The sequence below is a fragment of the Nostocoides veronense genome, assembly GCF_039531185.1.
Taxonomy (GTDB): Bacteria; Actinomycetota; Actinomycetes; order Actinomycetales; family Dermatophilaceae; genus Nostocoides_A; species Nostocoides_A veronense.
In genome coordinates this window covers 1-23,592 of the sequence record NZ_BAAAPO010000029.1, presented here as the reverse complement: position 1 = coordinate 23,592, position 23,592 = coordinate 1, and the positions used below count along the sequence as shown (strand labels likewise).

The 23,592-nt window shown below is 68.0% G+C and carries 26 protein-coding genes; 18 read left to right on the top strand and 8 right to left on the bottom strand.

Features of this window, described 5'->3' with window-relative positions; all coding sequences use genetic code 11:
* The 4 genes from ABD225_RS09465 to tdh all read right to left on the bottom strand — a co-directional run.
* Positions 1-801: HNH endonuclease (locus ABD225_RS09465; RefSeq protein WP_344084082.1), on the bottom strand; the 801-nt coding region annotated here is incomplete at its 3' end.
* 145 nt (positions 802-946) lie between these two features.
* Positions 947-1,840, bottom strand: coding sequence for an oxidoreductase (locus tag ABD225_RS09460; RefSeq protein WP_344084079.1), 894 nt, complete (start codon positions 1,838-1,840; stop codon positions 947-949).
* Between the two features lie 4 nt (positions 1,841-1,844).
* Positions 1,845-3,038: a glycine C-acetyltransferase gene (locus tag ABD225_RS09455; RefSeq protein WP_344084076.1), complete on the bottom strand. Its 1,194-nt coding sequence runs from the start codon at positions 3,036-3,038 to the stop codon at positions 1,845-1,847.
* Between the two features lie 4 nt (positions 3,039-3,042).
* Complete coding sequence (gene tdh, locus ABD225_RS09450; protein ID WP_344084072.1) at positions 3,043-4,089, bottom strand: L-threonine 3-dehydrogenase; 1,047 nt, start codon at positions 4,087-4,089, stop codon at positions 3,043-3,045.
* Positions 4,090-4,151: 62 nt separating this feature from the next.
* Here tdh and ABD225_RS09445 point away from each other — a divergent pair, with 62 nt between their 5' ends.
* On the top strand, positions 4,152-4,535 hold the full coding sequence (locus ABD225_RS09445; RefSeq protein ID WP_344084069.1) for a VOC family protein: 384 nt from the start codon (positions 4,152-4,154) through the stop codon (positions 4,533-4,535).
* A gap of 13 nt (positions 4,536-4,548) precedes the next feature.
* Here ABD225_RS09445 and ABD225_RS09440 read toward each other — a convergent pair whose 3' ends face one another.
* Positions 4,549-5,466 carry an alpha/beta fold hydrolase gene (locus ABD225_RS09440; protein ID WP_344084066.1) on the bottom strand — a complete coding sequence of 306 codons (918 nt, stop codon included), beginning with the start codon at positions 5,464-5,466 and terminating at the stop codon, positions 4,549-4,551.
* A 99-nt stretch (positions 5,467-5,565) separates the two neighbouring features.
* Between ABD225_RS09440 and ABD225_RS09435 the strand changes: the two genes are divergently transcribed.
* From ABD225_RS09435 to ABD225_RS09385, 11 genes are all read left to right on the top strand, one after another.
* Positions 5,566-5,961, top strand: coding sequence for an MmcQ/YjbR family DNA-binding protein (locus ABD225_RS09435; RefSeq protein WP_344084063.1), 396 nt, complete (start codon positions 5,566-5,568; stop codon positions 5,959-5,961).
* Positions 5,962-5,990: 29 nt separating this feature from the next.
* A complete protein-coding gene (locus ABD225_RS09430) occupies positions 5,991-6,989 on the top strand; it encodes an LLM class flavin-dependent oxidoreductase (RefSeq protein ID WP_344084060.1) in 999 nt (332 codons plus the stop codon).
* A 56-nt stretch (positions 6,990-7,045) separates the two neighbouring features.
* Positions 7,046-9,328, top strand: a complete 2,283-nt coding sequence (locus tag ABD225_RS09425) for an ATP-dependent DNA helicase (protein WP_344084057.1) — start codon at positions 7,046-7,048, stop codon at positions 9,326-9,328.
* A 55-nt stretch (positions 9,329-9,383) separates the two neighbouring features.
* Positions 9,384-10,361 carry a DNA polymerase III subunit delta gene (holA, locus tag ABD225_RS09420; RefSeq protein WP_344084054.1) on the top strand — a complete coding sequence of 326 codons (978 nt, stop codon included), beginning with the start codon at positions 9,384-9,386 and terminating at the stop codon, positions 10,359-10,361.
* Between the two features lie 29 nt (positions 10,362-10,390).
* Entirely contained in the window at positions 10,391-10,816 is a 426-nt protein-coding gene (locus tag ABD225_RS09415) for a hypothetical protein (protein ID WP_344084050.1), read from the top strand.
* A gap of 195 nt (positions 10,817-11,011) precedes the next feature.
* Positions 11,012-11,272 (top strand): 30S ribosomal protein S20, encoded by a 261-nt coding sequence (gene rpsT / locus ABD225_RS09410; protein WP_344084047.1) that lies wholly within the window; start codon positions 11,012-11,014, stop codon positions 11,270-11,272.
* 92 nt (positions 11,273-11,364) lie between these two features.
* Positions 11,365-12,357: an NAD-dependent epimerase/dehydratase family protein gene (locus tag ABD225_RS09405; protein ID WP_344084044.1), complete on the top strand. Its 993-nt coding sequence runs from the start codon at positions 11,365-11,367 to the stop codon at positions 12,355-12,357.
* On the top strand, positions 12,357-13,550 hold the full coding sequence (locus tag ABD225_RS09400) for a winged helix DNA-binding domain-containing protein (protein ID WP_344084041.1): 1,194 nt from the start codon (positions 12,357-12,359) through the stop codon (positions 13,548-13,550). The genes ABD225_RS09405 and ABD225_RS09400 overlap by 1 nt, the downstream gene beginning before the upstream one ends.
* Before the next feature lie 111 nt (positions 13,551-13,661).
* Positions 13,662-14,735 (top strand): extracellular solute-binding protein, encoded by a 1,074-nt coding sequence (locus tag ABD225_RS09395; RefSeq protein WP_344084038.1) that lies wholly within the window; start codon positions 13,662-13,664, stop codon positions 14,733-14,735.
* Positions 14,736-14,815: 80 nt separating this feature from the next.
* Positions 14,816-16,318, top strand: coding sequence for an ABC transporter permease (locus tag ABD225_RS09390; protein WP_344084035.1), 1,503 nt, complete (start codon positions 14,816-14,818; stop codon positions 16,316-16,318).
* The gene (locus ABD225_RS09385) at positions 16,315-17,349 is read left to right on the top strand and encodes an ABC transporter ATP-binding protein (protein WP_344084032.1); all 1,035 of its coding nucleotides are present in this window, start codon (positions 16,315-16,317) and stop codon (positions 17,347-17,349) included. The genes ABD225_RS09390 and ABD225_RS09385 overlap by 4 nt, the downstream gene beginning before the upstream one ends.
* A gap of 33 nt (positions 17,350-17,382) precedes the next feature.
* Here ABD225_RS09385 and ABD225_RS09380 read toward each other — a convergent pair whose 3' ends face one another.
* Both ABD225_RS09380 and ABD225_RS09375 read right to left on the bottom strand, forming a co-directional pair.
* A complete protein-coding gene (locus ABD225_RS09380; RefSeq protein ID WP_344084029.1) occupies positions 17,383-18,003 on the bottom strand; it encodes a type II toxin-antitoxin system PemK/MazF family toxin in 621 nt (206 codons plus the stop codon).
* Positions 18,004-18,018: 15 nt separating this feature from the next.
* Entirely contained in the window at positions 18,019-18,972 is a 954-nt protein-coding gene (locus tag ABD225_RS09375) for a M48 family metallopeptidase (protein ID WP_344084026.1), read from the bottom strand.
* Between the two features lie 249 nt (positions 18,973-19,221).
* Between ABD225_RS09375 and lepA the strand changes: the two genes are divergently transcribed.
* Genes lepA through ABD225_RS09350 form a run of 5 tightly spaced genes read left to right on the top strand, consistent with a single transcriptional unit; the run spans position 19,222 to position 22,680 of the window.
* Entirely contained in the window at positions 19,222-21,078 is a 1,857-nt protein-coding gene (lepA, locus tag ABD225_RS09370; protein WP_344084023.1) for a translation elongation factor 4, read from the top strand.
* Complete coding sequence (locus ABD225_RS09365) at positions 21,075-21,578, top strand: hypothetical protein (RefSeq protein WP_344084020.1); 504 nt, start codon at positions 21,075-21,077, stop codon at positions 21,576-21,578. Before lepA ends, ABD225_RS09365 begins: the two co-directional genes overlap by 4 nt.
* Before the next feature lie 20 nt (positions 21,579-21,598).
* Positions 21,599-21,997: a helix-turn-helix domain-containing protein gene (locus ABD225_RS09360; protein ID WP_344084017.1), complete on the top strand. Its 399-nt coding sequence runs from the start codon at positions 21,599-21,601 to the stop codon at positions 21,995-21,997.
* Between the two features lie 15 nt (positions 21,998-22,012).
* The gene (locus ABD225_RS09355; RefSeq protein WP_344084014.1) at positions 22,013-22,180 is read left to right on the top strand and encodes a helix-turn-helix domain-containing protein; all 168 of its coding nucleotides are present in this window, start codon (positions 22,013-22,015) and stop codon (positions 22,178-22,180) included.
* 2 nt (positions 22,181-22,182) lie between these two features.
* Entirely contained in the window at positions 22,183-22,680 is a 498-nt protein-coding gene (locus tag ABD225_RS09350) for a metallophosphoesterase family protein (protein WP_344084011.1), read from the top strand.
* A 14-nt stretch (positions 22,681-22,694) separates the two neighbouring features.
* Here the strand turns inward: ABD225_RS09350 and ABD225_RS09345 are convergent, their stop codons facing one another.
* Positions 22,695-23,309, bottom strand: coding sequence for a GyrI-like domain-containing protein (locus tag ABD225_RS09345; RefSeq protein WP_344084008.1), 615 nt, complete (start codon positions 23,307-23,309; stop codon positions 22,695-22,697).
* Between the two features lie 93 nt (positions 23,310-23,402).
* Here ABD225_RS09345 and ABD225_RS09340 point away from each other — a divergent pair, with 93 nt between their 5' ends.
* Complete coding sequence (locus ABD225_RS09340) at positions 23,403-23,528, top strand: hypothetical protein (RefSeq protein WP_344084005.1); 126 nt, start codon at positions 23,403-23,405, stop codon at positions 23,526-23,528.
* Positions 23,529-23,592 lie beyond the last annotated feature (64 nt).

Genomic DNA, 23,592 nt, shown 5'->3' with positions numbered 1-23,592 from the left:
CAGGGGCATTCTCATGTTCCGACGCGCCGGATCACCACACCGCGCCAAGTCGATCGGTGGATCGAGGCTAATGCCGAGGAGTTGGCGGTCATATGCGGCGTGGTGAATCTTGCACAGACTGAGCCCGTTCGTGACGACGGGATCGCCCCAGTCATTGGCATCCTCGATGATGTGCGCTGCGTCCAGCAGCTCTACATGCTTCAAAACGCATATGGCGCAACGCCGTTCGTAGGCCAACATGACCCGTGCCCGGAAAGCCGGCTGGTGCACGCGCTGCCGGACGAGACGGGTTGCATAGGCCTTCTCGACCGCCGACATCGTGCTCTCGCTCGGGATAGCGCGAATGGACTCATCGAGCGCCAGCGTGAACTCGCGAACGATGGGGTTGTTCCCCACGACATACACGGGGAAGGTCGGGACATACCAGTTGGGCATTACCTTCGTATAGCGAATGAGGGGCAGGCCGAACTCGAAGGCCCGGACCATCTTGGTGTTCTTACCGTCGCTCGACCCCGCCTTGCCCTGGTAGGCGTAATGGAGGAGTCCGCCTTCCTCCTCGCGATCGTTATATGGACCGTCGGGAGAGGTTGTGATCGCGAGTGTCGCCGTGAGCGCACTGGGGTTCCAGATGCCGCCGCCGCCAGGATCGATCAGGCGCCACCGGGTGCCATCGGGGAGGGGAAAGTCGCCCAGTTCCTCCAGGTGGATCGCCCCGCCGAGTTCCTCCGCGCGGGCCAGCAGGGTGGCAGCGATGACTTCGCGCAGCAGCCGCTCCGCCCGAGCCTCCTGCGCAGCCACCATGAGGGTAGCTAACCAGAGCGGTCGCCGGTCGTCGCGGCGCCGCAGCGCTCCGTTCGCCGTGGAGCGCGGAAATCGTGGTGGAGCGTAGGTATAGCTGCGCTCGGCAGCAAGATGAGCGCTCCGCTGCGAGGTGAGCGCTCGGCCGTCACGCGGCGACGGGAAAGGAAGAGCCGGTGAGTGCCTCGCACAGGGCCCACAGCTGCGCGCCGGCGGAGGTGTCGCGGGCGGCGGCGGAGGAGCCGACAAGCCGCGGGTAGCCGCGCATCTCACCCGGCCCGTTCGGTCCGACATAGCTGCCGCCGGGCAGGTCGGGGAGGGTGGCGGCATACAGCGTGGGCAGGGCACCGAGGTGCGCCGGTTGAGCGACCATGGGGAAGCGGTTCGCGATCCCCATGACCATCCGCTCCATTGGTCGGGCGTGGTTTTGCAGGTTCGTGGCGGCATAGCCCGGGTGCGCGGCCATCGAGCGCACGGGCGAGCCGGCGGCGGTCAGGCGCCGTTGCAATTCGAAGGCGAAGCTGAGGTCGGCGAGCTTGCTCTGGGCGTATGTGGGCCACGAGCGATAGGTGCGCCGCTCGGCGTTGATGTCGTCCAGGGCGAGGCGGCCGGCGCGGTGCATGAGCGAGGACAGGGTGACCACGCGGTCGGTGATCTGGGGCAGGAGCAAGCCGGTGAGCAGGAAGTGGCCGAGCACGTTGGTGGCGAATTGCAACTCGTAGCCCTGCGCCGAGAGCCCATGCGGGACGGCCATGATGCCCGCATTGTTGATCAGCACATCCACCGGGCGCGCGCCGAGTGCCCCCACGAACGAGCGCACCGAATCCAAGTCCGACAAGTCGAGCGCCATCGACTCGTGACGGCCATCGATCGCCGCCCTAGCCGCGTCGGCCTTCTCGACATTCCGGCACGCAAAGATCACATGAGCACCGCTGGCGCACAATGCTTTTGCGGCCTCCAGCCCAATGCCGGAGTTGGCACCCGTGATGACGTAGGTGCGACCGGTCTGGTCAGGGATGTCGGCGGCAGTCCATCGAGTCACGCGGTCACGTTAGGCGATCCCGCGCCGCGACGAAGGCAGCGACGCAGGTTCGGACATCCGCGCTCGAATGCGCCGCCGACAGTTGGACCCGGATGCGCGCAGCGCCTTGCGGCACAACGGGATACGAGAACGCGATGACATAGACACCGTCGCTCAGCATGGCATCCGCGATCCGCGTGGCGAGGCGGGCTCCGTCCGCGCCCCGGAACATCACCGGGACGATCGGGTGCTCTCCGGGAAGCAGTTCGAAGCCCGCCTCCGTCATCAGGGACCGGAAGAGTGCGGCATTCTCTTGCAGGCGATCCCGACCCTCGGATGACTCCCGGGCCAGCGCCAAGGCGGCCCGCGAGCCGGCCACGACTGACGGGGCAACGGCGTTGGAGAACAGGTACGGCCGGGAACGCTGCCGCAGCAGATCGACGATCTCCTGGTGGGCGCTGATGAAGCCGCCGGACGCCCCGCCGAGCGCCTTGCCCAGGGTGCCGCTGAGGATGTCAACGCGCTCCTGGACCCCGAAGTGCTCGGGCGTCCCCGCGCCGGTCGGCCCGACGAATCCCACCGCATGGGAATCGTCCACCATGACCAAAGCGCCGAATTCCTCTGCCAAATCACAGATTTCGGGTAGGGGAGCCAGCGAGCCGTCCATCGAGAAGACCCCGTCGGTCACGATGACAATCCGCCTCGCCCCGGCGTCGCGGGCAGTGGTCAGCTGCCTTCGCAGGTCGGCCATGTCGGCATTGGCATAGCGATAGCGAGCCGCCTTGGACAGCCGGATGCCGTCGATGAGCGAAGCGTGATTCAGGGCGTCGGAAATGATCGCGTCACCCTCGCCGAAAAGCACCTCGAAGACGCCGCCATTGGCGTCAAAACACGAGGAATACAGGATCGTGTCGTCCGTGCCCAGGAAGGCCGAGAGCTCTGACTCCAAATCCTTGTGCTGGGACTGCGTCCCGCAGATGAACCGGACACTCGCCATACCGAAACCCCACTCCTCCAGGGCATTTCGGGCCGCGGCAAGGACATCGGGGTGGTCGGCGAGGCCGAGGTAGTTGTTGGCGCAGAAGTTCAGGGCCGCCCCGCGTTGGGTTTCGATGTGCGCCGCCTGCGGGCTGGTCAGCTGCCGCTCGTCCTTGAACAAACCCGCCTCGCGGATTTCGTCAAGGGTGCCTCGCAGTTCGGTGCGCAGTTCGCCATACATCTGATCAGTCCTCCCAGTTCATGACGACCTTGCCGCACTCACCCGAGCGGGCGATCGCGAAGGCCTGTTCCCAATCCGCGGCCGGCACCCGGTGGGTGATGACCGACGCGATGGCGTTCGCGAGCGCGGGCGAGGTCTGCAGCATCGCGCTCATGGCGTACCACGTCTCGAACATCTCCCGGCCGTAGATGCCCTTGATCGTCAGCATGTGTGTGATGACGCTGCCCCACGCGATGGGGAAGGGCCCTTTCGGCAACCCGAGCAGCGCCACCCGGCCACCATGGTTCATATTGTCGATGAGCTCCTCGACCGCTGCGGCGGCGCCGGACATCTCCAGCGCGATATCGAAGCCTTCCCGCATCCCCAGCCGGCGTTGCGCGTCGCGCAGCCGGTCACGGGTCGGGTCGATGACGAGATCGGCACCGGCGGCCTGCGCCAGCGCCCGGCGGTATGCGGACGGGTCGCTGACGACGACATGGCGCGCCCCGGCGTGGCGGGCGATGGCGACCGCCATCACCCCGATCGGGCCGGCGCCGGTGATCAGCACATCGTCGCCGACCATCGGCCACTGCAGGGCCGTGTGCGTCGCATTGCCGAAGGGGTCGAAGATCGCGCCGAGGTCTGGGTCCAGGTCGGACGGCTGGACGTAGGCATTGCCCGCGGGGATTGCGACATACTCCGCGAACGCCCCGTCGCGGTTCACTCCGACGCCAATCGTGTTGATGCACAGGTGCTTTCGGCCGGCCCGGCAGTTGCGGCAGTGCCCACAGACGATATGGCCCTCACCGGAGACGGCATCTCCGACGGCGATGCTCCCGGCCGGCACATCCTCACCGACCTCGATCACCTCGCCGAAGAATTCGTGCCCGACGATCATCGGCGGGCGGATCGTGGTCGCCGCCCACTCGTCCCAGTCATGAATATGCAGATCGGTCCCGCACAGGCCGGCCCGCCGCACCCGAATGAGGACATCGCCCGGTCCGCATACCGGCTCCGGAACCTCGGCCATCTCCAGCCCCGGGCCGGGACCGGACTTCACCAACGCGCGCACCTTCAGCCTCCTCGGCCCATCCCGACCAGCCTATGTCGGAGCCTGCTGGCAGGATGCGAGCCATGATCGATCACTTCGGCATCAACTGCTCGGACTTCGAGGAGAGCACGCGCTTCTATGACGGCGTCCTGGGCGTGCTCGGGCACTCCAGGCTGATGGATTTCGGCGTCGCCATCGGTTATGGCTCGGAAGGCAAGCCAGCCTTCTGGATCAGCAAATGGCCTGGTGCAGAACCGAATCGGGAGATGCACGTGGCATTCACGGCTGCCGACCCCGAGACGGTGAAAGCCTTCTACGACAAGGCCATCGAACTCGGCGCCGAGAGTCTGCACTCCCCGCGGCTGTGGCCGGAATACCACCCCGGTTACTTCGGCGCCTTCGTGCGCGACCCCGATGGCAACAACATCGAGGCCGTCTGCCACGACGCGTCGGAGGCGGCGGGCTGACGCCCAGCCAGCCCTAGGCCGGGTGGCGAACGCCGCTGTGGCCCTGAGCCGCGGCGCCGCGCTCGGCGTTCGCCACGACGGCGTCGAGGATTTCGGGGATGCGCGGGCGCGGCAGGTCGTGGGCCATGTCCGGAAACATCAGCAGGCGCGAACCGGGGATGGCCTTGGCCGTCGCGATGCCACCGCTCGGCGTCACGAGCCGATCAATCAGGCCGTGCACAACAAGCGTGGGCACATCCAGCTGACGCAGCTGAGCCGTGCGGTCCGGGCTGGCCAGGATGGCGCTGATCTGACGGACCCGGCCGATGGGGTCGGGGTCGCGCTCGATGGCGGCCTCGATCATGCCGCGCAGTTCGGTTTCGTCCAGGTGCGGTCCAGAGATCTGGCGCCACGCATTCATCCCGAACTCCACCGCCTCCTCCCGCGTCGTCGGGCGGGCGGCGAGGAAGCTTTTGCGGAACTCTCCAAGGAAGGATGCGGCTGGCTTGCCGTGCAGCTTGCTGCCGGTATTCGACATGATCGAGGTCAAGGAAGCGACCTTGTCCGGGTGCCGAATCGCCAACTCCTGCGCGATCATTCCGCCCATCGACACCCCGACCACATGGGTCGGGCCGAGGTTGAGCGCATCGATGAGACCCGCCGCATCATCGGCCATATCGGAGAGCAAATAGTCGGACTTGGCCAGCCGCTTTGAGGCCACGCCCCGCAGCACATCCTTCGCCTGTGGCGCCGGCCCCCCGGTCTTGCTGGAGAGCCCGATGTCGCGGTTGTCGAAGCGGATCACGCGGTAGCCGCGCGCGGCAAGCCCGTCAACGAAAGCCGGCGGCCAGGCGATCAGTTGGGTCGCCAGACCCATGATGAGCAGCACCGGCGCCCCCGCGCCCTGCTCTTCGTAGTGCAGCGCAATCCCGTTGACATCAACCTTCGGCATGGGCCGATTCAATCACCCAGATGTGCCGATGCCCTCATGCACGAACTCGCGACGCTCCTCACATCGCCGGGGCGTAGGACCGTGTGCCAGCATCAAACGATGGCCCACCCACCGCGCTTCCACGACGACGATCCGCTGCTGAACCGGGTGCGCGACCTCGCCCTCACCTTTCCTGGGGCCGCCGAGAAGATCTCGCACGGGACGCCGACCTTCTACACCGTCAAGGTCTTCTGCCAGTACGGCGCCCCGGTCAAGGGGGACCACGACAGTTGGGCGCTGCGCCGGGCCCTCGTCTTCCGCCCCGACGAGAGCGAGCGGGCGCTGCTGCAGGCCGATGCGCGCATCCACATCCCTGCGTATGCCGGCCCCTACGGCTGGCTTGCGCTCGACCTGACCCAGGGCGAACCGGACTGGGCGGAGGTCCGCGAACTGATGGACGCGTCATACCGCCTGACCGCGCCGACCAAGCGGATCGCCGAACTCGACGCGCGCTGAGGGCGCGGCCCGCGGCATACGGTGGGGGAGTGAGTGAGAACCGCAGCCCGCTGTCCATCCTCGACCTGGCAATGGTGCGCCACGGGCAGCCGGTGGCGGAGGCGCTCGCCGACAGCGTCGTGCTGGCCCAGCACGCGGAGGCCACCGGCCGCTTCACGCGGATTTGGTATGCCGAGCACCACAACATGCCCGCCATCGCCTCGGCCGCGACGGCGGTCCTCATCGCGCATGTCGCCGCCCGGACGAACTCCATCCGGGTCGGCGCGGGCGGGGTCATGCTGCCGAATCACGCACCGCTGATCGTGGCCGAACAGTTCGGCACGCTCGCGGAACTGCACCCGGGCCGCATCGATCTTGGCCTCGGGCGCGCGCCAGGCACCGACCAGGTGACGCTTCGCGCCCTGCGCCGCGACCCGCGTGCTTCCGACGAATTCCCTTCGGACATCAGGGAATTGCAGGGTTATCTCGCGGGTGAGTCGCTGATCCCCACCGTCTCCGCGCACCCCGGAGCGGGCACCAAGGTGCCCCTCTACATTCTTGGGTCCTCGTTGTATGGCGCCCAGCTCGCCGCCGCCTTCGGGCTGCCCTATGCCTTCGCGAGCCACTTCGCCCCCGACGCGTTGGTGGCGGCGATGACGACTTATCGTGAGAGCTTTCAGCCCTCCGAGCAACTCGCCCAGCCCTATGCGATCGCCGCCGTCAATGTCATCGCCGCTGCCGAGAGCGCGACCGCGCAAGACCTCGCATCCCGGGTGCTCCGCGGCCGGGTGCGCAGCTTGGCCGGCCGCGTTCCGGCATATGCGGGCCGTCTGGATGACGCGACACTGGACCAGCTCATCGACTCCCCGGTGGGGGACCAGGCGCGCCACATGATGACCTACACGGCCATCGGGGATCGCGAGGATGTGGCGCAATATCTGGCCGACTTCCGGGCCACGTGCGGCGCCGACGAACTGATGATCACCAATCCCGCGCCCGGCCTCGACGCGCGGCTCCAAACGCTCGACATCCTCGCCACCCTGCCCTGACGCCCGAGGCTGTGGATAACTCCAGCGCACGCCGACGCGCCGCTTAGGCTGCTCGTATGCCGTCCCTGCCCGAACTCCTGCACGCCGCGGTCGCCGACCTCGGCGGCACGGAGCGCCCCGGGCAGAGCGCGATGGCGCAGGCCGTGCTCGATGCCATAGACAAGGACGAGCACCTCCTGGTCCAGGCCGGGACCGGCACCGGCAAGTCCCTCGGATACCTCGTGCCCGCGATCCTGCACGCCCAACGGACCGGCCAGCCAGCGATTGTCGCCACGGCCACGCTCGCCTTGCAGGGCCAGATCGTTGACCGCGACCTTCCGCGCCTGGCGACCGCCTTGGCGCCGCACTTGGGCCGACGCCCGACCTACGCCCTGGTCAAAGGGCGGCGAAACTACGTCTGCCTGCACAAGCTCGAGGGCGGCTTCCCGGACGAGGAGGACGGCCTCTTCGAGGTCGCGGAGGCGGATGCGAATGTCGGGCGACTCGGCCAGGAGGTCGTGCGCCTGCGGGCGTGGGCGCAGGAGACCGAATCGGGCGACCGAGACGAACTCGTGCCCGGTGTCTCCGAGCGCGCCTGGCGTCAGGTCAGTGTCAGCGCCGAGGAATGTCTGGGGTCGCGCTGCCCGATGGCCGCCGAGTGTTTCGTTGAGCGCTCCCGCGCCGCGGCCAAGGACGTCGATGTCGTCGTCACCAACCACTCCTTCCTGGCCATTGACGCCTTCGAGGGCCGGTTCATGCTGCCCGAGCACGAGCTGCTCGTCATCGACGAGGCACACGAACTTGTCGACCGGATCACCTCGACGATCACGGACGAACTGACACCAGGTCTGGTTCGGACGGCGGCCCGCCGGGCCCGCAAGGCCGACTCTTCTGACCTCCTCGAGGATGCCGCCCTCGTCCTCGAGCGCGCCCTCGAATCCCAACCCGACGGCCGGATCGACGCCATCTCGGATCAATTGGTTCTGGCGCTGCAGACGGTCCGCGACGCCGCCCGCGCGGTGCAATCGGACCTCAAGCCGCAGCCGGGCGAACAACTCGACGGTGCCGGTCAAGTGGCGATCGCTGCCGTCGAGGAGGTCTTCGACAATTCCGCACGGATGATTGAGGAGCGCGAACTCGACGTTCTGTGGAACCGCATCGACCAGCGCCGCGGACCGATCCTCCACGTCGCGCCGATGAGTGTCGCGATGCTCGTGCGCGACAAGATCTTCAGCGACCGCACCGTCGTCCTCACCTCCGCCACCCTCGAACTCGGCGGCACCTTCGATGCGCTCGCTGGGACCATGGGGTTGCGCGGGGCGGGCTCCCCGGCATACCGCGGCCTCGACGTCGGCAGCCCCTTCAACTATGGCGAGCAGGCGATCGCGTACGTCGCAGCGCACCTCCCGCCGCCGGGTCGCGGCGGCCTGAGCGAGCAGATGCTCGATGAGATCGAGGCCCTGGTTCGGGCGGCCGGCGGGCGAGCCCTCGGGCTGTTCTCCTCGATGCGGGCCGCCAAAGAGGCGACCGAGGCGATGCGAGATCGACTGGGAGAGAGCGAGATCGACATTCTCTGCCAGGGCGAGGATCAGATCTCCACGCTCGTGCGGCAGTTCGCGCGTGAGCCGAAGACCTGTCTGTTCGGGACGATGAGCCTCTGGCAGGGCGTCGATGTGCCGGGGTCCTCGTGTCAGCTCGTCCTCATCGATCGCATCCCCTTCCCGCGACCCGACGATCCACTGTCGTCGGCACGCACTGAAGCTATCGGCAAGATGGGCGGCAATGGCTTTATGGCGGTCTCGGCGACCCACGCCGCTCTGCGGCTGGCGCAGGGCGCCGGCCGGCTCGTGCGTTCCTCGACCGACCGCGGCGTCGTCGCCTTCCTCGATTCCCGGATGATGACGGCGCGATATGCCGGCTTCCTGCAGCGCTCGCTGCCCCCTTTCTGGCCCACCACCGACCAACGCCTGGTGATTTCCGCACTGGAGCGGCTGAACCAGAGCGCTCCGCCGCCGCGGGACGTGCCGGAACCGCGCAAGCGCGGCCTGCACGGGGCCGCCGGTCAGGCGGGAGATGCGGGCGAGGCCGCCGAACGGGTGGACTCGGACGGCGCGGCGCATGCCGAGCCCGCGAAGCCCGCCGCCCCGCCACCGCCACCGCACGAGAACGCCCGCACCGCTGTCACCTTGGGCCATCCGTGGACCGAGCAGGACGACGAGGAATTGCGCGATGGCGTCGAGATGGGCCTGACCCTTGAAGAACTTGCCGAGTCTCTCGAACTCGCCGAGGAGGTCGTGGCCGCGCGCCTCGAGGGCCTCGGGCTGGAGCCGTCCGCCGAGCCCCAACTGTCCTTCGAGTGACGGGGCATTCCATGCATGAAGTGGGCCTGTCGGTGCTCCATGGCAGGCTGAACCCGTGAGTGAGACGGTTGCCGTGGCCCAGCGGGTGCCGCCGCTCGTGCTCATCCACGGGCCCGAGTCGATCCTCATCGAGCGGGCCCTCTCGCAGGTGGCGGCCGATCTGCGGCTGGCGCAGCCGGAGATCGAGATCTCCCGGCTGTCGGGGGTTGCGTATGACGCGGGCACCCTCCCCATGGAGGCGAGCCCGAGCCTGTTCGGAGAGGCTAAAGCGCTGGTCATCCGCGACGCCGATGAGGGCTCCGAGGCCTTCCAGACGGACCTGCTGGCGGTCCTACCCGACGCCAGTGAGGATCTCGTGCTGGTCGTCGTTCACAAGGGGGGTGCTCGCGGCAAGAAGATCGTCGATGCCCTCAAGTCTGCCAAAGCGCGCGTCATCGACACGCCCGCAATCAAGACAGACCGCGACAAACAGGACTTCACGACCAATGAGTTCCGCCGCGCGGGCCGCAAGGCCACGCCGGACGCGGTGCGGGCCCTCATTGAGGCGCTCGGCAGCGATATCGCCGAACTGGCGAGCGCCTGTCAGCAGCTGATCTCCGACACGACCGGCCTAATCGATGAGCAGGTCGTCATGACCTACCACGGGGGCAAGGTCGAGGCGACCGGCTTCCGCGTCGCCGATGCTGCGATCGCTGGCGACGCCGCAGAGGCACTGCGGCTGCTGCGGCACGCCATCGCCACCGGCCTCGACCCGGTCCCGATCGTCGCGGTCCTGGCCAGCCAATTGCGCCAGCTCGTCAAGGTCGGGGCGGCCGGCCGCGGTCGCTCCGCAGACCTCGCCCGAGACCTGGGCATGGCCCCTTGGCAAATCGATCGGGCCCGCCGGGCGCTGTCCGGGTGGAGCGGCGATGCCCTGGGCCGCTGCATACAAGCCGTGGCCGCCGCCGACTTCGAGGTCAAGGGTGGGGGCCGCGACCCGGTGTATGCCGTGGAGCGCGCCATCTTGACCATCGCCGCGGAGCACGGGCGATGAGTGGCGGGAGGATGGATCGGATTCATTTCGTGTATCGATCCGCCGATGACGAGGTCGAGATCTTCATCAATGGCCGCAGCCTGATCGACCTGGCCGGTGCCGCAGAGCTGCCGGAAGCCCGACGGACCCGCGAGCCTGGGCTGGCCGGCTCGTATGCCTGGTTGCGGGCAGCGGTGATCCGCCGCCAGCTTGCTCACTTTCTCGGGACACCCCAGGCATCCTGGTTCGGTGACGGCGACACCGTTCTGCTCGGCTGTGAATGCGGGGATTGGGGGTGTTGGCCGCTAACCGCGAACATCGAGGTCAGCGACTCCATGGTGACCTGGTCGGCATTGCGAAATGGCCACCGAGATTGGGATCTGAGCAGCTTCGGCCCCTTCCGATTCGGGCGAGTCGACTACGATCAGGCGCTCGCTCGCCTTGCCGACACGCTTACCCGCTCGGCCGAGGCGTAGTCGCTGCCGTCACGCCTGGGTCCGCGATTTCGTGCGGTCGGGTCCGCGCTGGTAGATTTGTCCTTCGCGTGCGCGCATGGTCGTGCGCGCACCGCAGCACCACCCAGGGCAGCTCACGCAAGGCATCCCCACGCCGGTCCCGAGCAGCCCTGCCGCCCTCAACGGCATACCGACCAACCTTCAGAAAGATCACCTGTGGCAAATATCAAGTCCCAGATCAAGCGGATCAAGACCAACGAGATCCGCACCGAGCGCAACAAGGCCGTCAAGTCCGAGCTGCGGACCTGGGTCCGCAAGTTCCGCGAGGCCGTTGCGTCCGGCGACGCGGAGGCGGCGAAGTCCGCCCTGCAGACGGCCTCGAAGAAGCTCGACAAGGCCGTGAGCAAGGGCGTGATCCACGCCAACCAGGCCGCCAACAAGAAGTCGGCCATGGCGAAGAAGGCTGCCTCTCTCTGAGGCGTCCCGATTCCGGCGCGAGGCCCCTGTCACCCACAAGGTGACGGGGGCCTCGTCGTTGTCGGCCGAGGCGCCCGGTAGCGTCCACCCTCATGGTTGATCCCGGCGCGGCCCTATCGATTCTGTTCTATGGCGGCAGCGGGGTGATCAGCGCGGCCTGTGTCCGCGAGGCTGCTGCCGCCGGGCACCGGGTCAGCGTGCTCAATCGCGGCCAGACTCGGAGCCGGATGGTGCCGGAGGGCATCGAGCTGCTCCAGGCCGACGTCCGGGACTCTGGGGCCGTCGCGCACGCGCTGGGGGAGCGGCGCTTCGACGTCGTGGCGGACTTCCTCGCCTTCCATCCGGACAACGTCGCGCAGTCGCTGGAGCAGGTCCGCGGCCGCGTCGGGCACTACGTCTTCATCTCGTCGGCCTCGGCGTATCAGACGCCGCCGGCCCGCCTACCCGTGACGGAATCAACGCCGCTGCGCAACCCGATGTGGGAGTACTCGCGCAACAAGATCGCCTGCGAGGACCTGCTGGTACGCCGCTATCGCGACGAGGGGCTGCCGATGACGATCGTGCGGCCCTCCCACACGTATGACGAGACGTCCCCGCCGCTCTTTGGTGGCTGGACCACGGTCGAACGGCTCCTGCGCGGTGCCCCGGTGGTCGTCCCGGGCGACGGGACGTCGTTGTGGACCGTCACCCAAGCCCGCGACGTCGCGCGGGGGTTCGTGCCACTGCTGGGCAACCCCGCGGCATACGGGGAAGCGGTGCACCTCACTCGCGACGATGCTCTGCCGTTGAATGCGATCGTGACAACGCTCGCGGACGTCGCCGGAGTCGGAGCCGACCTGGTGCATGTCGCCTCGGACACACTCTGCGCGGCCCGCCCCGACCTGACCGGCCCGCTGCTCGGCGATATGGCGAACTCGATGCTCTTCGACAACACGAAGGCTCGCTCGTTCGCGCCGGGTTGGCACGCCCGAACGACCTTGGCTCAGGGTGCCCGCGAGATCATTCGGTGGCGTCGTGAGCACACGCCGGAGGTCGACCACGACCTTGATGCCTACTTTGACCAGTTGGTCGCCCGGGTGCGCTGATGCCCGCGCCAGTCCGGGAGATCTCGGACGCGGAACGCCGAGCCCGCCTGGCTGTCCGGCACGGACTCGGCCCCGGCTGCGCCTTCTCCAGCATCGCGTCCGCGACGGCGGGTATGACGGCCTGGCACGCCACCGAGCTGCCATCCGTGCACCTGGGGATTCAGGCGCGCACCCGCGGCCTGAGCGTCGAGGACGTCGATGCCGCGCTGAACCTGGACCGCTCGCTGGTCAAGCAACTGAGTATGCGGCGCACCCTCTTCGCCGTTGATCGTGCCCTGCTGCCCGCGGTGATCGCCGGCCCGGGACAGCGGGTCGCGGGCCCGGAACACCGGCGACTGGCCAAGGACCTGGTCGCCGCCGGCCTGGTCGAGGACGGCGAAAAGTGGCTCGCTGCAGCGGAATCCGAGGTCCTCGAGCTGCTGGACGCGCGGGTTCTCACGACGGCGGACGTGCGGGCTGCGCTGCCGCGGATCGCCGGAACCGTCCCCGTGTCCATCGGCACGAAGTGGGGCCAAAATGTCGCCATCGCACCCCGCGTCCTCGGCGTTCTGGCGGCCCAGGGCCGGGTGACGCGCGGCGCGAATGCCACGCATTGGCGCACCTCGAAACCGACCTGGACCACGATGCGGCACTGGCTCGGTGCCGAGCCAGAGCTGCCGGACGCGCGGGCGGCATACGCCCTGCTGGTGGCTCGGTGGCTGCGCACCTTCGGGCCAGGCACTGAGGAAGACATCGTCTGGTGGTTCGGCGCGACCAAGACCGCCGTGCGCGCCGCACTCGCCGATGTCGGAGCGGTTGTGGTGACCGTGGCGCAGTGTGGTCCTGCCTGGCTGCTGCCAGACGACCTCGCCGTGGTCGAGAGCCCGGGCCCCTGGGCGGCACTCTTGCCGACCTTGGACCCAACGACAATGGGTTGGCGCGGCCGGGCCTTCTACCTCAACACAGACCACACGGCCTACCTCTTCGACAGCGTCGGCAATGCCGTCCCGACGGTCTGGGTCGACGGCCGGATTGTCGGTGGCTGGTCGCAGGACCCGGAGGGCGAGGTGCGAATCATGCTGCGGGAGAAGCTGCCTCGTCACCACCTGGATCTCGTGGAGGAAGCGCGGCAACGGCTGATCGCCTTTGTGGACGGTGATCGGGTGCCCTCGACCTATGCCGTGGCACTCCTCGCCGGCCGTCGGCTGCCCTAAACCGAGACACGAGAAAGTGCTCTCCGTCACGGCGTGGACCGGCGATTTGATTAGGTGAGCCTTACCTAACTACGGTTGTCGAGTCGTTCCCCCGCTCGGAAGGTTCCTCCCATGATGCGCAAGACGTCCACTGCCACCGCTGTCCTCGCCGGTTCCCTGCTGCTCTCCGCCTGCGGGAACTCCACGACAGAATCGAGCACCGGCTCGACCGGCTCCACCACCACCTCCAACGGCTCGACGGCCGCTGCCCAGCAAATGGTGACGATCTACTCAGGGCGCAATGAGGCCCTCGTCGGGCCGCTGCTGAGCCAGGTTGAGTCGGCCACTGGCACCAAAATCGATGTGCGCTATGGCGATTCGAGCGCCCTGGCCGCGCAGCTGCTCGAAGAGGGCGACCGAAGCCCGGCGGATGTCTTCTTCAGCCAGGACGCCGGGGCGCTCGGCGCGCTCGCCAAGGCCGGCCGCCTAAGCACCCTCGATTCGTCCACCACCGGCGCGGTCCTGAAGGGGTATGCGGACGCGAACGGCTCCTGGGTGGCCACCTCCGCCCGCGCCCGCGTCGTCGCCTATGACCCAGCGAGCGCGCCGGAGGCAGAGACGTTCACCAGCATCGACGCGATCCTCGACCCGAAGTACAAGGGCAAGATCGGCTTCGCCCCGACCAACGCGAGCTTCCACTCCTTCGTCACGGCACTGCGTGTCACCAAGGGCGAGGCCGGTGCCAAGGACTGGCTGACGAAGTTCAAGGCCAACTCGCCCCAGGCGTATGAAAAGAATGGCGCGGTGCTCGCGGCGGTCGACTCCGGCGAGGTATCCCTCGGGCTGATCAACCATTACTACTGGCACGAACTGGTCGCCGAGAAAGGCGCGGATGCGGTCAACGCCAAGATCCGGTTCCTCAATGCCGATGACCCGGGCGCGCTGATCAATGTCGCCGGCGTGGGTGTGCTGAAGTCCAGCGACACGCAGGACGCCGCAGCCAAGGTCGTGGCCTATCTGACCTCAAAGCCGTCGCAGCAGTACTTCGCGGACGAGACAGCGGAGTATCCCGTCGTCGCGGGCGTCACGACCGACAAGCATGACCTGCCGGACCTCGCCTCCTTGACCAGCGCCGGCATCGACCTCGGCCAACTCGACAGCCTTGAGGCGACCCTGGGCATGCTCGATGAGGTGGGCTTGACCTGAGCACCACGACGGCCGAGGGCACCCGCGTCCGGGGGTCACGGCATACGGCTGGCCCACCCTGGCAGTTGACCCTGCCGGCGGTGGGCATAGCCGTGCTTTCCCTGATCCCCCTGGTCTATCTCGTGATTCGTGCGAGCGAAGCGGGTGGGGGCCAGATCATGGCCATCCTGCTGCGCGAGAGGACTTTCGCGCTCATCGGGCGCAGCCTGGCGTTCGCCATGACGGTCACCGCCGCGTCTGTCGTCACCGGTGTCGGACTGGCGGTGCTGGTCGCGCGCACCGACCTGCCCGGGCGTCGCCTGCTCGCGGCGCTGGCGCCGCTGCCCCTCGCCGTCCCGAGTTATGTCGCCGCCTTCGCCTGGATCTCCTGGCTGCCGGGGGTGTCCGGCTTCCGCGGCGCGGTGCTGGTGCTGACCTTGTGCTGTTACCCCTTCGTCTACCTGCCCGTGCTCGCGGTGCTGCGCCAGAGTGATGGCGGCGCTGAGGAAGTTGCGCGGACCCTCGGACGCGGACCCTGGTCGGCGCTGCGCGCGGTGACCCTGCCGCGCGTCATACCAGCGGCTTCGGCGGGTGGATTGCTCGTCGCGCTCTACGCGCTCAGCGATTTCGGCGCTGTCTCGATCCTGCGCTATGACGTCTTCACCCGCGTCATCCACACCTCCTATAGCGCCAGCTTCGATCGCACCCCGGCGGCCGTGCTGGGGCTCTTGCTGGTCCTCATCACCGTCTGCTTCGCGGCGGGCGAGCGGTTGGCGCGGCGTCGCGAGGTGGCCAGCGTCGCTGCTGGAAGTGCTCGCCCGCCGGCTCGACTTCCGTTGGGGCGCAATCGGATTGCTGCGGTTCTCGCGACATACTCCGTGCTCACCCTCGCCTTGGTCGTGCCGGGAGCCTCGCTCCTCGTTTGGTTCGTGACGGGTCTCTCCGGAGGCCTCGAATGGGATCGTTTGCTGCCCGCGCTCGGCGCGACCACCTGGTTCGCGGGCCTCGGCGCCGTCGCCGCCACCCTGGCGGCCATCCCGGTCGGCGTCCTGGCGGCCCGGCATCGAGGACGCCTCGCGACCGGCGTGGAACAGGCGATCTGGGCAGCGCACGCCCTCCCCGGGCTCGTGGTCGGTCTCGCCATCGTCTTCCTCGGCATCCGCGTGCTGCCAGGCATCTATCAGCGGACGCCGCTGTTGGTGCTGGCGTATGTCGTGCTCTTCCTCCCCGCCGCCGTCGCCTCCGTGCGCGCCTCGGTCGCGCTGAGTTCGCCGCGGATCGAGGAGGTGGCACGCTCGCTCGGGGCACGACCCGGCGCGGTCTTGCGGCGCGTGACACTTCCGCTCGCGGCACCCGGCATCGGAGCCGGCGCCGCTCTCGTGCTGCTCACGGCGATGAAGGAACTCCCCGCCACCCTGCTCCTGCGACCGACAGGTTCGGACACGCTGGCTACCCGATTGTGGAGCCACACGGGAGTTGGGGCGTATGCCGCCGCCGCGCCCTACGCAATCCTGCTCGTCGTGCTCGCCGTGCTCCCCACGATCGCCCTCATGCGCCTGACCGGCGCGTGGGGCGATGGTGCTGAGCAGGAGGCTCGGTCGTGAATCGACTGGAGATTCACGACCTGCAGGTCGACCTGGGGGAGCGGACGGTCCTCGATGGCGTCGACCTCGAGGTGGAATCGGGGACCCTCGCCGCGATCCTCGGGCCGAGCGGGTGCGGCAAGACAACGCTCCTTCGGGCGATCGCCGGTTTCGTGACGCCGCGGCGCGGGACGATCCGGCTCGGTGCGCGCGTGCTGGTGGGGCCGGGGCAGGTTCGTGCGCCCGAAGCGCGGGGCGTGGGGCTGGTGCCGCAGGAGGGTGCGCTCTTCCCGCATCTCGATGTCGCCGCGAATGTCGCCTTCGGGCTGCCGCGCCGCGAGCGCCGCTCGGCCCGGGTCTCCGAATTGCTCGACCTCGTCGGTCTGTCCGGCTATGAGCGGGCGCGCCCCCACGAACTCTCCGGCGGACAGCAGCATCGGGTGGCCCTCGCCCGGGCGCTCGCTCCCGCCCCGGAGATGGTGCTGCTCGACGAACCCTTCGCCGCGCTCGACGCCGCCCTGCGCGGAAGTCTGCGCGCAGAGGTCCGCAGCGCGCTGGCTACGGCGGGTGCGACGGCGCTGCTGGTGACGCATGATCAGGACGAAGCTCTCTCGATGGCGGACTCCGTCGCCGTCCTGCAGGGCGGGCGAATCGCCCTGCACGACAGTCCGGTTCGGGTGTATGAAGCGCCCACCGACCTCAGTGCGGCGCGTTTCCTCGGGGAGCTTGTGGAGTTGCCCGCGGATCTCGTCGCTGGGCGCGCTCGATGCGCGTTGGGGGACGTGGAGGTCGCGGTCGCTTCCGGTGTCGATGAGGGTCCGGTCGTCCTCGGGCTGCGACCGGAACAACTGCGCCTTGGCGTCCCGGGCCTTCCGGGGGTGGGAGGCACGGCCGGGATCATCCGTGCCCGCGAGTACTTCGGGCACGACTGCCTCCTCGGGATCGAGTTGCCCGACGGCTCTGTGGTCCGCGCCCGCGTGGCTGGCCGCCCGCCGCTGGCGGACGAGGTGCAGGTGTATGTCGTGGGTCCGGTCCGCGCCTACGCTCGCTGACGCCGAGACGCGGTCGAGACGCGGGCTTGCTCGCTAGCTAGCCGAATACCGGTGGTGGCGCTGAAGAGCCGCGACCACCTCGGCAAAACGGGCCGCGCTGATTTGGCCCCCGATCCGGCGAGCGCTCGCCGGCGAGAGCCGGATGATCCGGTGCAGCGCGGCCTCGGACGGGCGCTGGCGGTGATCCCAGTCGCCGGCGCCAATATCGATCCAGAAACGACCCTCGCCGGCCTCCTGAGCGGCGTCCCGGTCGTGATCCTTGCTGGTCAAGGGCAGGGCGAGCAGCCACGGCCCGTCGTGGCCGATCACGAGAACCGGTCGGTCCTTGGACCGGGTGTGATCCTCTTGGAAGGGCACGGCTGCCCACACGACCTCTCCGGGATCCGGCAGCTCATCGTGCCGCGGGGAGTAGCTCAGCGGTGGCAGGGGACCCGTAAAGTCGCCCGGGTAGGTGCCCGCTGCATCGCTGGCACGCTCCCCGCTCCGCCCTTCACCCCCACCGGCACCCGGCCGATCCGGCTGGTGCCGAATTGGCGGTGCCGTGGGCGGAGTCCTGCGCGGGCGCGGCCGAATCCGCAGCATCCGGGCGAGGCGGGCCAACACCTGATCCATCACCATCGCGCCATCACCATCCGAGCGCCGCACGGAACTCATCACGAGACCCGCAACTCACGAGCCGGGGGGCATCGGCCCGGGACCGGGCAGAGCGGGGTAGACGGGCGGCATACCCAACTGCTTGGGCTCCCGAGGTCGCCAGAGCAACCGGCCGGGCGCGGACCGGTCCCGCAGCGCGTGGGCACGCCACGCGAGCACCGGGTGGGAGGCGAGCGCGTTGACGACCCAGACGAAGAAGCCCTTTTCCGTCTCGGCGCGATCCGCGATGGCGTTGATGTCTACGGTCGGATTGAGGTACTTGCCGATCGCCAGCGTCTGCATCGCCGGCGCCGAACCTTGCGGGCAGAAGGCATAACCGAAGTTGTCGGCGGTGTACTCCTGGCTGCGCGAGAAGACCGGCCGCACGAAGGGCACGATCTGCGCGCCGAACGTTCCCAACCAGCGCCAATAGGAAGCATGACCTGCGGCGATATGCCCGACCTCGTGCCCCACGATGAAGCGCAGCGCATCGGGATTCTTCAACCGGCCGCCGACCTCGAACAGGTCGCTGTAAATGAAGATGAACCGGCGGAAGCCGTGCCCGGACGCGGCGGCGTTGATCATGCCATTGCCGAGCACGACATAGGCATCCGGCGCCCTGCGCATCCCGAAGGCCGTGGCCGCCTCCTGCACCATGGCGAAGGCCTCGGGATATTGCGTCGGCGTGACCTTGACCGCGCCGAGCCGCATCTTGGCCATCAGGTGACCGCGGGCCAGCCAGAGCAGCACGGGTGCGAGCGTGAAGAGCAGCGGATAGGTCCCCGGCGTCTCGTCATGGCGGAAGGCATCGATGACGTAATAGAGCGAGAAGCCCATCACCAGCACCGAGGCCACGATCGCGGCGATCAGCGTGAGATTCTCCAAGGGGTGCCGCAGGGCGCCGCGGATCTCCCGGCGACGCCGCTCGTCGTGCATCGGCATGGCAGGCACCATGCCGGGCGGCGGCATGGGCGGGGGGTGGATCGACATACATCCTCCTGACTGATCCCCAGAACGGCTCGCGCTTCCCGATCATTCCGTATGCCGCCGACAGCCCGTGGCGGGCGCACATTCCCGCCCATTGCCGGAACCTAGACATACGCAACGGATCATTACCGTTGCCTATGTCCATGTTCTCTCCCATGACCCGGCAGATCCGCGGCCGGACCGGGCTGTCGGTGCGGCATGGGAGACTTGGGGGTCAGTCCCACCCGTCCCGGCTCGAAGGATCGAATCCACGTGTCACCCCGCGCCCGCGCCGCGCTGCAGCCGCACGCCACGCCGCCGGAGTTGATCCGCAACTTCTGCATCATCGCGCACATCGACCACGGCAAGTCCACGCTCGCCGACCGCATGCTGCAGTTGACCGGCGTCGTCGACGAGCGAGCGATGCGGGCGCAATATCTCGACCGAATGGACATCGAGCGCGAGCGCGGCATCACCATCAAATCCCAGGCGGTGCGCATGCCCTGGGAGCTGGACGGGACGACATACGCCCTGAACATGATCGACACGCCGGGGCACGTCGACTTCACCTATGAGGTCTCTCGCAGCCTCGCCGCCTGCGAGGGCGCGGTTCTGCTCGTCGATGCCGCGCAGGGGATCGAGGCGCAGACGCTGGCCAATCTCTATCTCGCGATGGAGAACGAGCTGACGATCATCCCGGTCCTGAACAAGATCGACCTGCCCGCTGCGCAGCCCGAGAAGTATGCCGCCGAGCTCGCGGGTCTCATCGGCTGCGAGCCCGAGGACTGTCTGAAGGTCTCGGGCAAGACCGGCGCCGGCGTGGAGGAACTGCTCGAGCAGATTATCCGGCAGTTCCCAGCTCCGGTCGGCGACCCCGCCGCTCCCGCGCGGGCCATGATCTTTGACTCGGTCTATGACACCTATCGCGGCGTCGTGACCTATGTCCGCGTCATTGACGGCAATCTCAATCCGCGCGAGCGCATCGCGATGATGTCCACAAAGGCCCAGCACGAGTTGCTCGAAATCGGCGTGATCTCGCCGGAACCGGTGCCGGGCAAGGGACTTGGCGTCGGCGAGGTGGGCTATCTCATCACCGGCGTGAAGGATGTGCGTCAGTCGCGCGTCGGCGACACCGTCACGAATGCCTCCAAGCCGGCAGCCGCAGCGCTCGGGGGCTATCGCGACCCGAAGCCGATGGTCTTCTCCGGCCTTTATCCCATCGACGGCTCCGACTACCCGGATCTGCGCGAGGCGCTCGACAAGCTCAAGCTCAATGACGCAGCCCTGGTCTTCGAGCCGGAGACCTCTGCGGCGCTCGGCTTCGGCTTCCGGTGCGGCTTCCTCGGGCTGCTGCACCTGGAGATCGTGCGCGAGCGGCTGGAGCGCGAGTTCGGGCTCGACCTGATCTCGACCCAGCCGAATGTCGTCTATTCGGTGACGATGGAGGACGGCAAGGTCATCACCGTCACCAACCCGAGCGAGTTCCCCGGCGGAAAGATCGCCGAGGTGCGCGAGCCGGTGGTGCGGGCGACGATCTTGGCCCCGAGCGAGTTCATCGGCGCGATCATGGAGCTGTGCCAGAGCAAGCGCGGCACGCTGCGCGGCATGGACTACCTCTCGGAGGAGCGCGTCGAAATGCGCTACACCCTGCCGCTCGCCGAGATCGTCTTCGACTTCTTCGACCAGTTGAAGTCGCGCACCCGCGGGTATGCCTCGCTTGACTACGAACCCGATGGCGAACAGGTCGCCGACCTGGTCAAGGTCGACATCCTCTTGCAGGGCCAGACCGTGGATGCTTTCAGCGCGATCGTGCACAAGGACAAGGCCTATTCGTATGGCGTGATGATGGCCGGCAAGCTCAAAGAGCTCATCCCGCGGCAGCAGTTCGAGGTCCCCATTCAGGCGGCTATCGGCGCGCGCATCATCGCCCGCGAGAACATCCGCGCGATCCGCAAGGACGTGCTCGCCAAGTGTTATGGCGGTGACATCAGCCGCAAGCGCAAGCTGCTGGAGAAACAGAAGGAGGGCAAGAAGCGGATGAAGAATATCGGCACGGTCGAGGTGCCCCAGGAAGCCTTCATCGCCGCCCTGACCTCGGATTCCTCCAGCGCAGACAAGGCCAAGAAGTGAGCGCGCCGGCCGGGTGGTACTCCCTACCCGATGGGACGCAACGCTATTGGGACGGTGCGCAGTGGGCCGCGCCGAGTGCGCCGGCGGCGCCGAGTGCCTGGCCGCAGGACCAGGTGGCGGGTGGGTCCGCATACCCCCAGCAGCCGTATGCCGCTCCGCAGCCCTACTCCGCGCCGCCCCAGCCGTATGCCGCTCCGTCGGTCTATGGGTCGCCGCAGCCTTACGGACAACCCGGCCAGCCGTCCTATGCCGTGGGCCAGGTCGCCCCGAAGAATCCCGGGCTCTCGCTGCTGGCGTCCTTCTTCATCCCCGGGCTTGGGACGATGATCAATGGCGAGGTGGGCAAGGGCGTGGCGATGCTCGTCATCTACCTCGTCAGCTGGCCGCTGATCCTGATCCTCATCGGCATCCCGATGATGTTGGTCGTCTGGATTTGGGGCATGGTCGATGCCTATACCGGCGCCCAGAACTGGAACCGCCGGCACGGCATCTGGAGTTGACTCGCCCCTAATCTGTGGGGATGGAGGCGCCGGTCGAGGAGTATGTCGAGGGGCCGGTGCCTGCCCCGCTGCGGCCGTATGTCGCGAGCCTGACCGGCTATCGGCCCACCGGCTTCGCCGCCGGCGTGCACGTCGGTATGCCGTCGCGTCACCTCACGATGATCGTCGCCTTGGATGACCCAGTCACCTTGTCCGGCAACGGCCTTGGCGAGGATACGGTGCGCTTTGACGCGGTCGTGACCGGACTGCATACCCAGCCGGTGCGAGTGGCTCGGGTCGATGCGTCCTTGGCTGCGGCGTGGGACCTGCTCGTCTCGCGGCGTGGTGGGGTGTCGATCGCGGAGGTGGCCGAGCAGGTGGGCTGGAGCCGGCGGCAGTTCACCGCGCGCTTCGCGCAGGAGTTCGGGGCGCGGCCCTAGCTGGCTGCGCGGGTCATGCGCTTCGAGCGCTCGCGCCGACTCATGGGTCGAACCCCGTTGGCAGAGATCGCGTTTCGGTGTGGGTATGCCGACCAGAGTCACCTGGTCCGCGACTGGCGGCAGTTCGCCGGAGCCGCTCCGACGCACTGGCTCCGCGATGATGCTCTGGCGCGGGTGGGTTGATCGTGCGCGTCATCGTGCTGTCCGACACGCACGCCCCCCGGCATTGGAAAGGCGTTCCGCCGGGCCTTGGCGAGCCGCTCGCCTACGCCGAGGTGATCCTGCATGCCGGGGATGTGTGCACGCCGAGTGTGCTGGAGGAGTTGGCGGCATACGCTCCCGTGCACGTCGTGCTTGGCAACAATGACGGCCCCGATGTCGCCGCCTGGGGCGCGCCCGTAACGCTGGAACTCGACCTTGACGGAGTGCGGGTGGCGATGGTCCACGACTCCGGGCCCAAGACCGGACGCCCCGCGCGGATGCGCCGTCTCTTCCCGACCGCGGACCTCGTCGTCTTCGGTCACTCCCACATTCCGTGGGACACGATCGAGGATGGGCAGCGGCTCTTCAATCCCGGCTCGCCGACCGACAAGCGCCGGCAGCCGGTCGGGACGTATGGGGTGCTGGACCTGATGGCCGGCCGGATCGAGCGGCACGAGATCGTGCCAGTCTTGTCGGCCTAGTGCCCGATGCGGGTTCACGCGGGCTCGACCGGCTGACGCAGGATGGTCCGCAGCTTCTCGGGCGCGGTGCGGCGGGCATCGCTGAGATAGATCTCGTGATGCTTTCCCCGCAGCCGCAATCCGTGATCCGGCACGACGTCGTGGTGCAGTCGCTCAAGGACGGGGCCCTCCGCGTCATACGGCCCGAGGTGCAGCGTCTGGACGCACAAGCCCTCGGCAAAGGGCTCCAGGCGAAGCCGGTCGAGCACGGGTGCGCTGCTCTTGCGAGCAACGCGGTCTCGGACAACGTCGAGGTGCGCGGCGGTGAGCCAGTCCGGGATGAGGTTCATGACGGTCCAGTCCCACTGCGACTTGTCGCGGCCACTTGTGAAGGTCTCGAGGTCGTCAGCCCACCACAGGGCTTCGAGCGGCATGACGGTGTAATCACGGCCAATTTCATTCTTGGACAGGAACTTCAGGCCGTAGGCGACCGGATACAGAGTGGCGAGCGCGTCCGCATACTCCGGCGCGGTGTTGGGATCGCCGTGGCCGTCGATCATGAGGAACTGCGCCGGCGCCACCGTGACGATCTCGAAGCGCCCCCGCGGCGCGACGTATGTCGTGATCTCCCGCTTGAGGTCCGCCTTCACGATGTTGCCCCTTCCTGGACTAGCGCCCAGTCTCACCTCTTGACTGCCCATTCGTCCAAGACATCACAACCCTTCGGGCGGGAGACTCGGGGCATGAGCACACAGCCGAGCCCCCGCCCCGATCACAACATCTGGCCTTCGATCGTCTACACCGACGCCGCGGCCGGCCGAAAGTGGCTGGCGGACCTGGGCTTTGAGGTGGGAATCGTCATACCCTGAGGTGTGTCTGAGTTAATTCGGCATCCGGGCTGATCAATAGCCATCAGCGTTGGTGTCGTGCTCG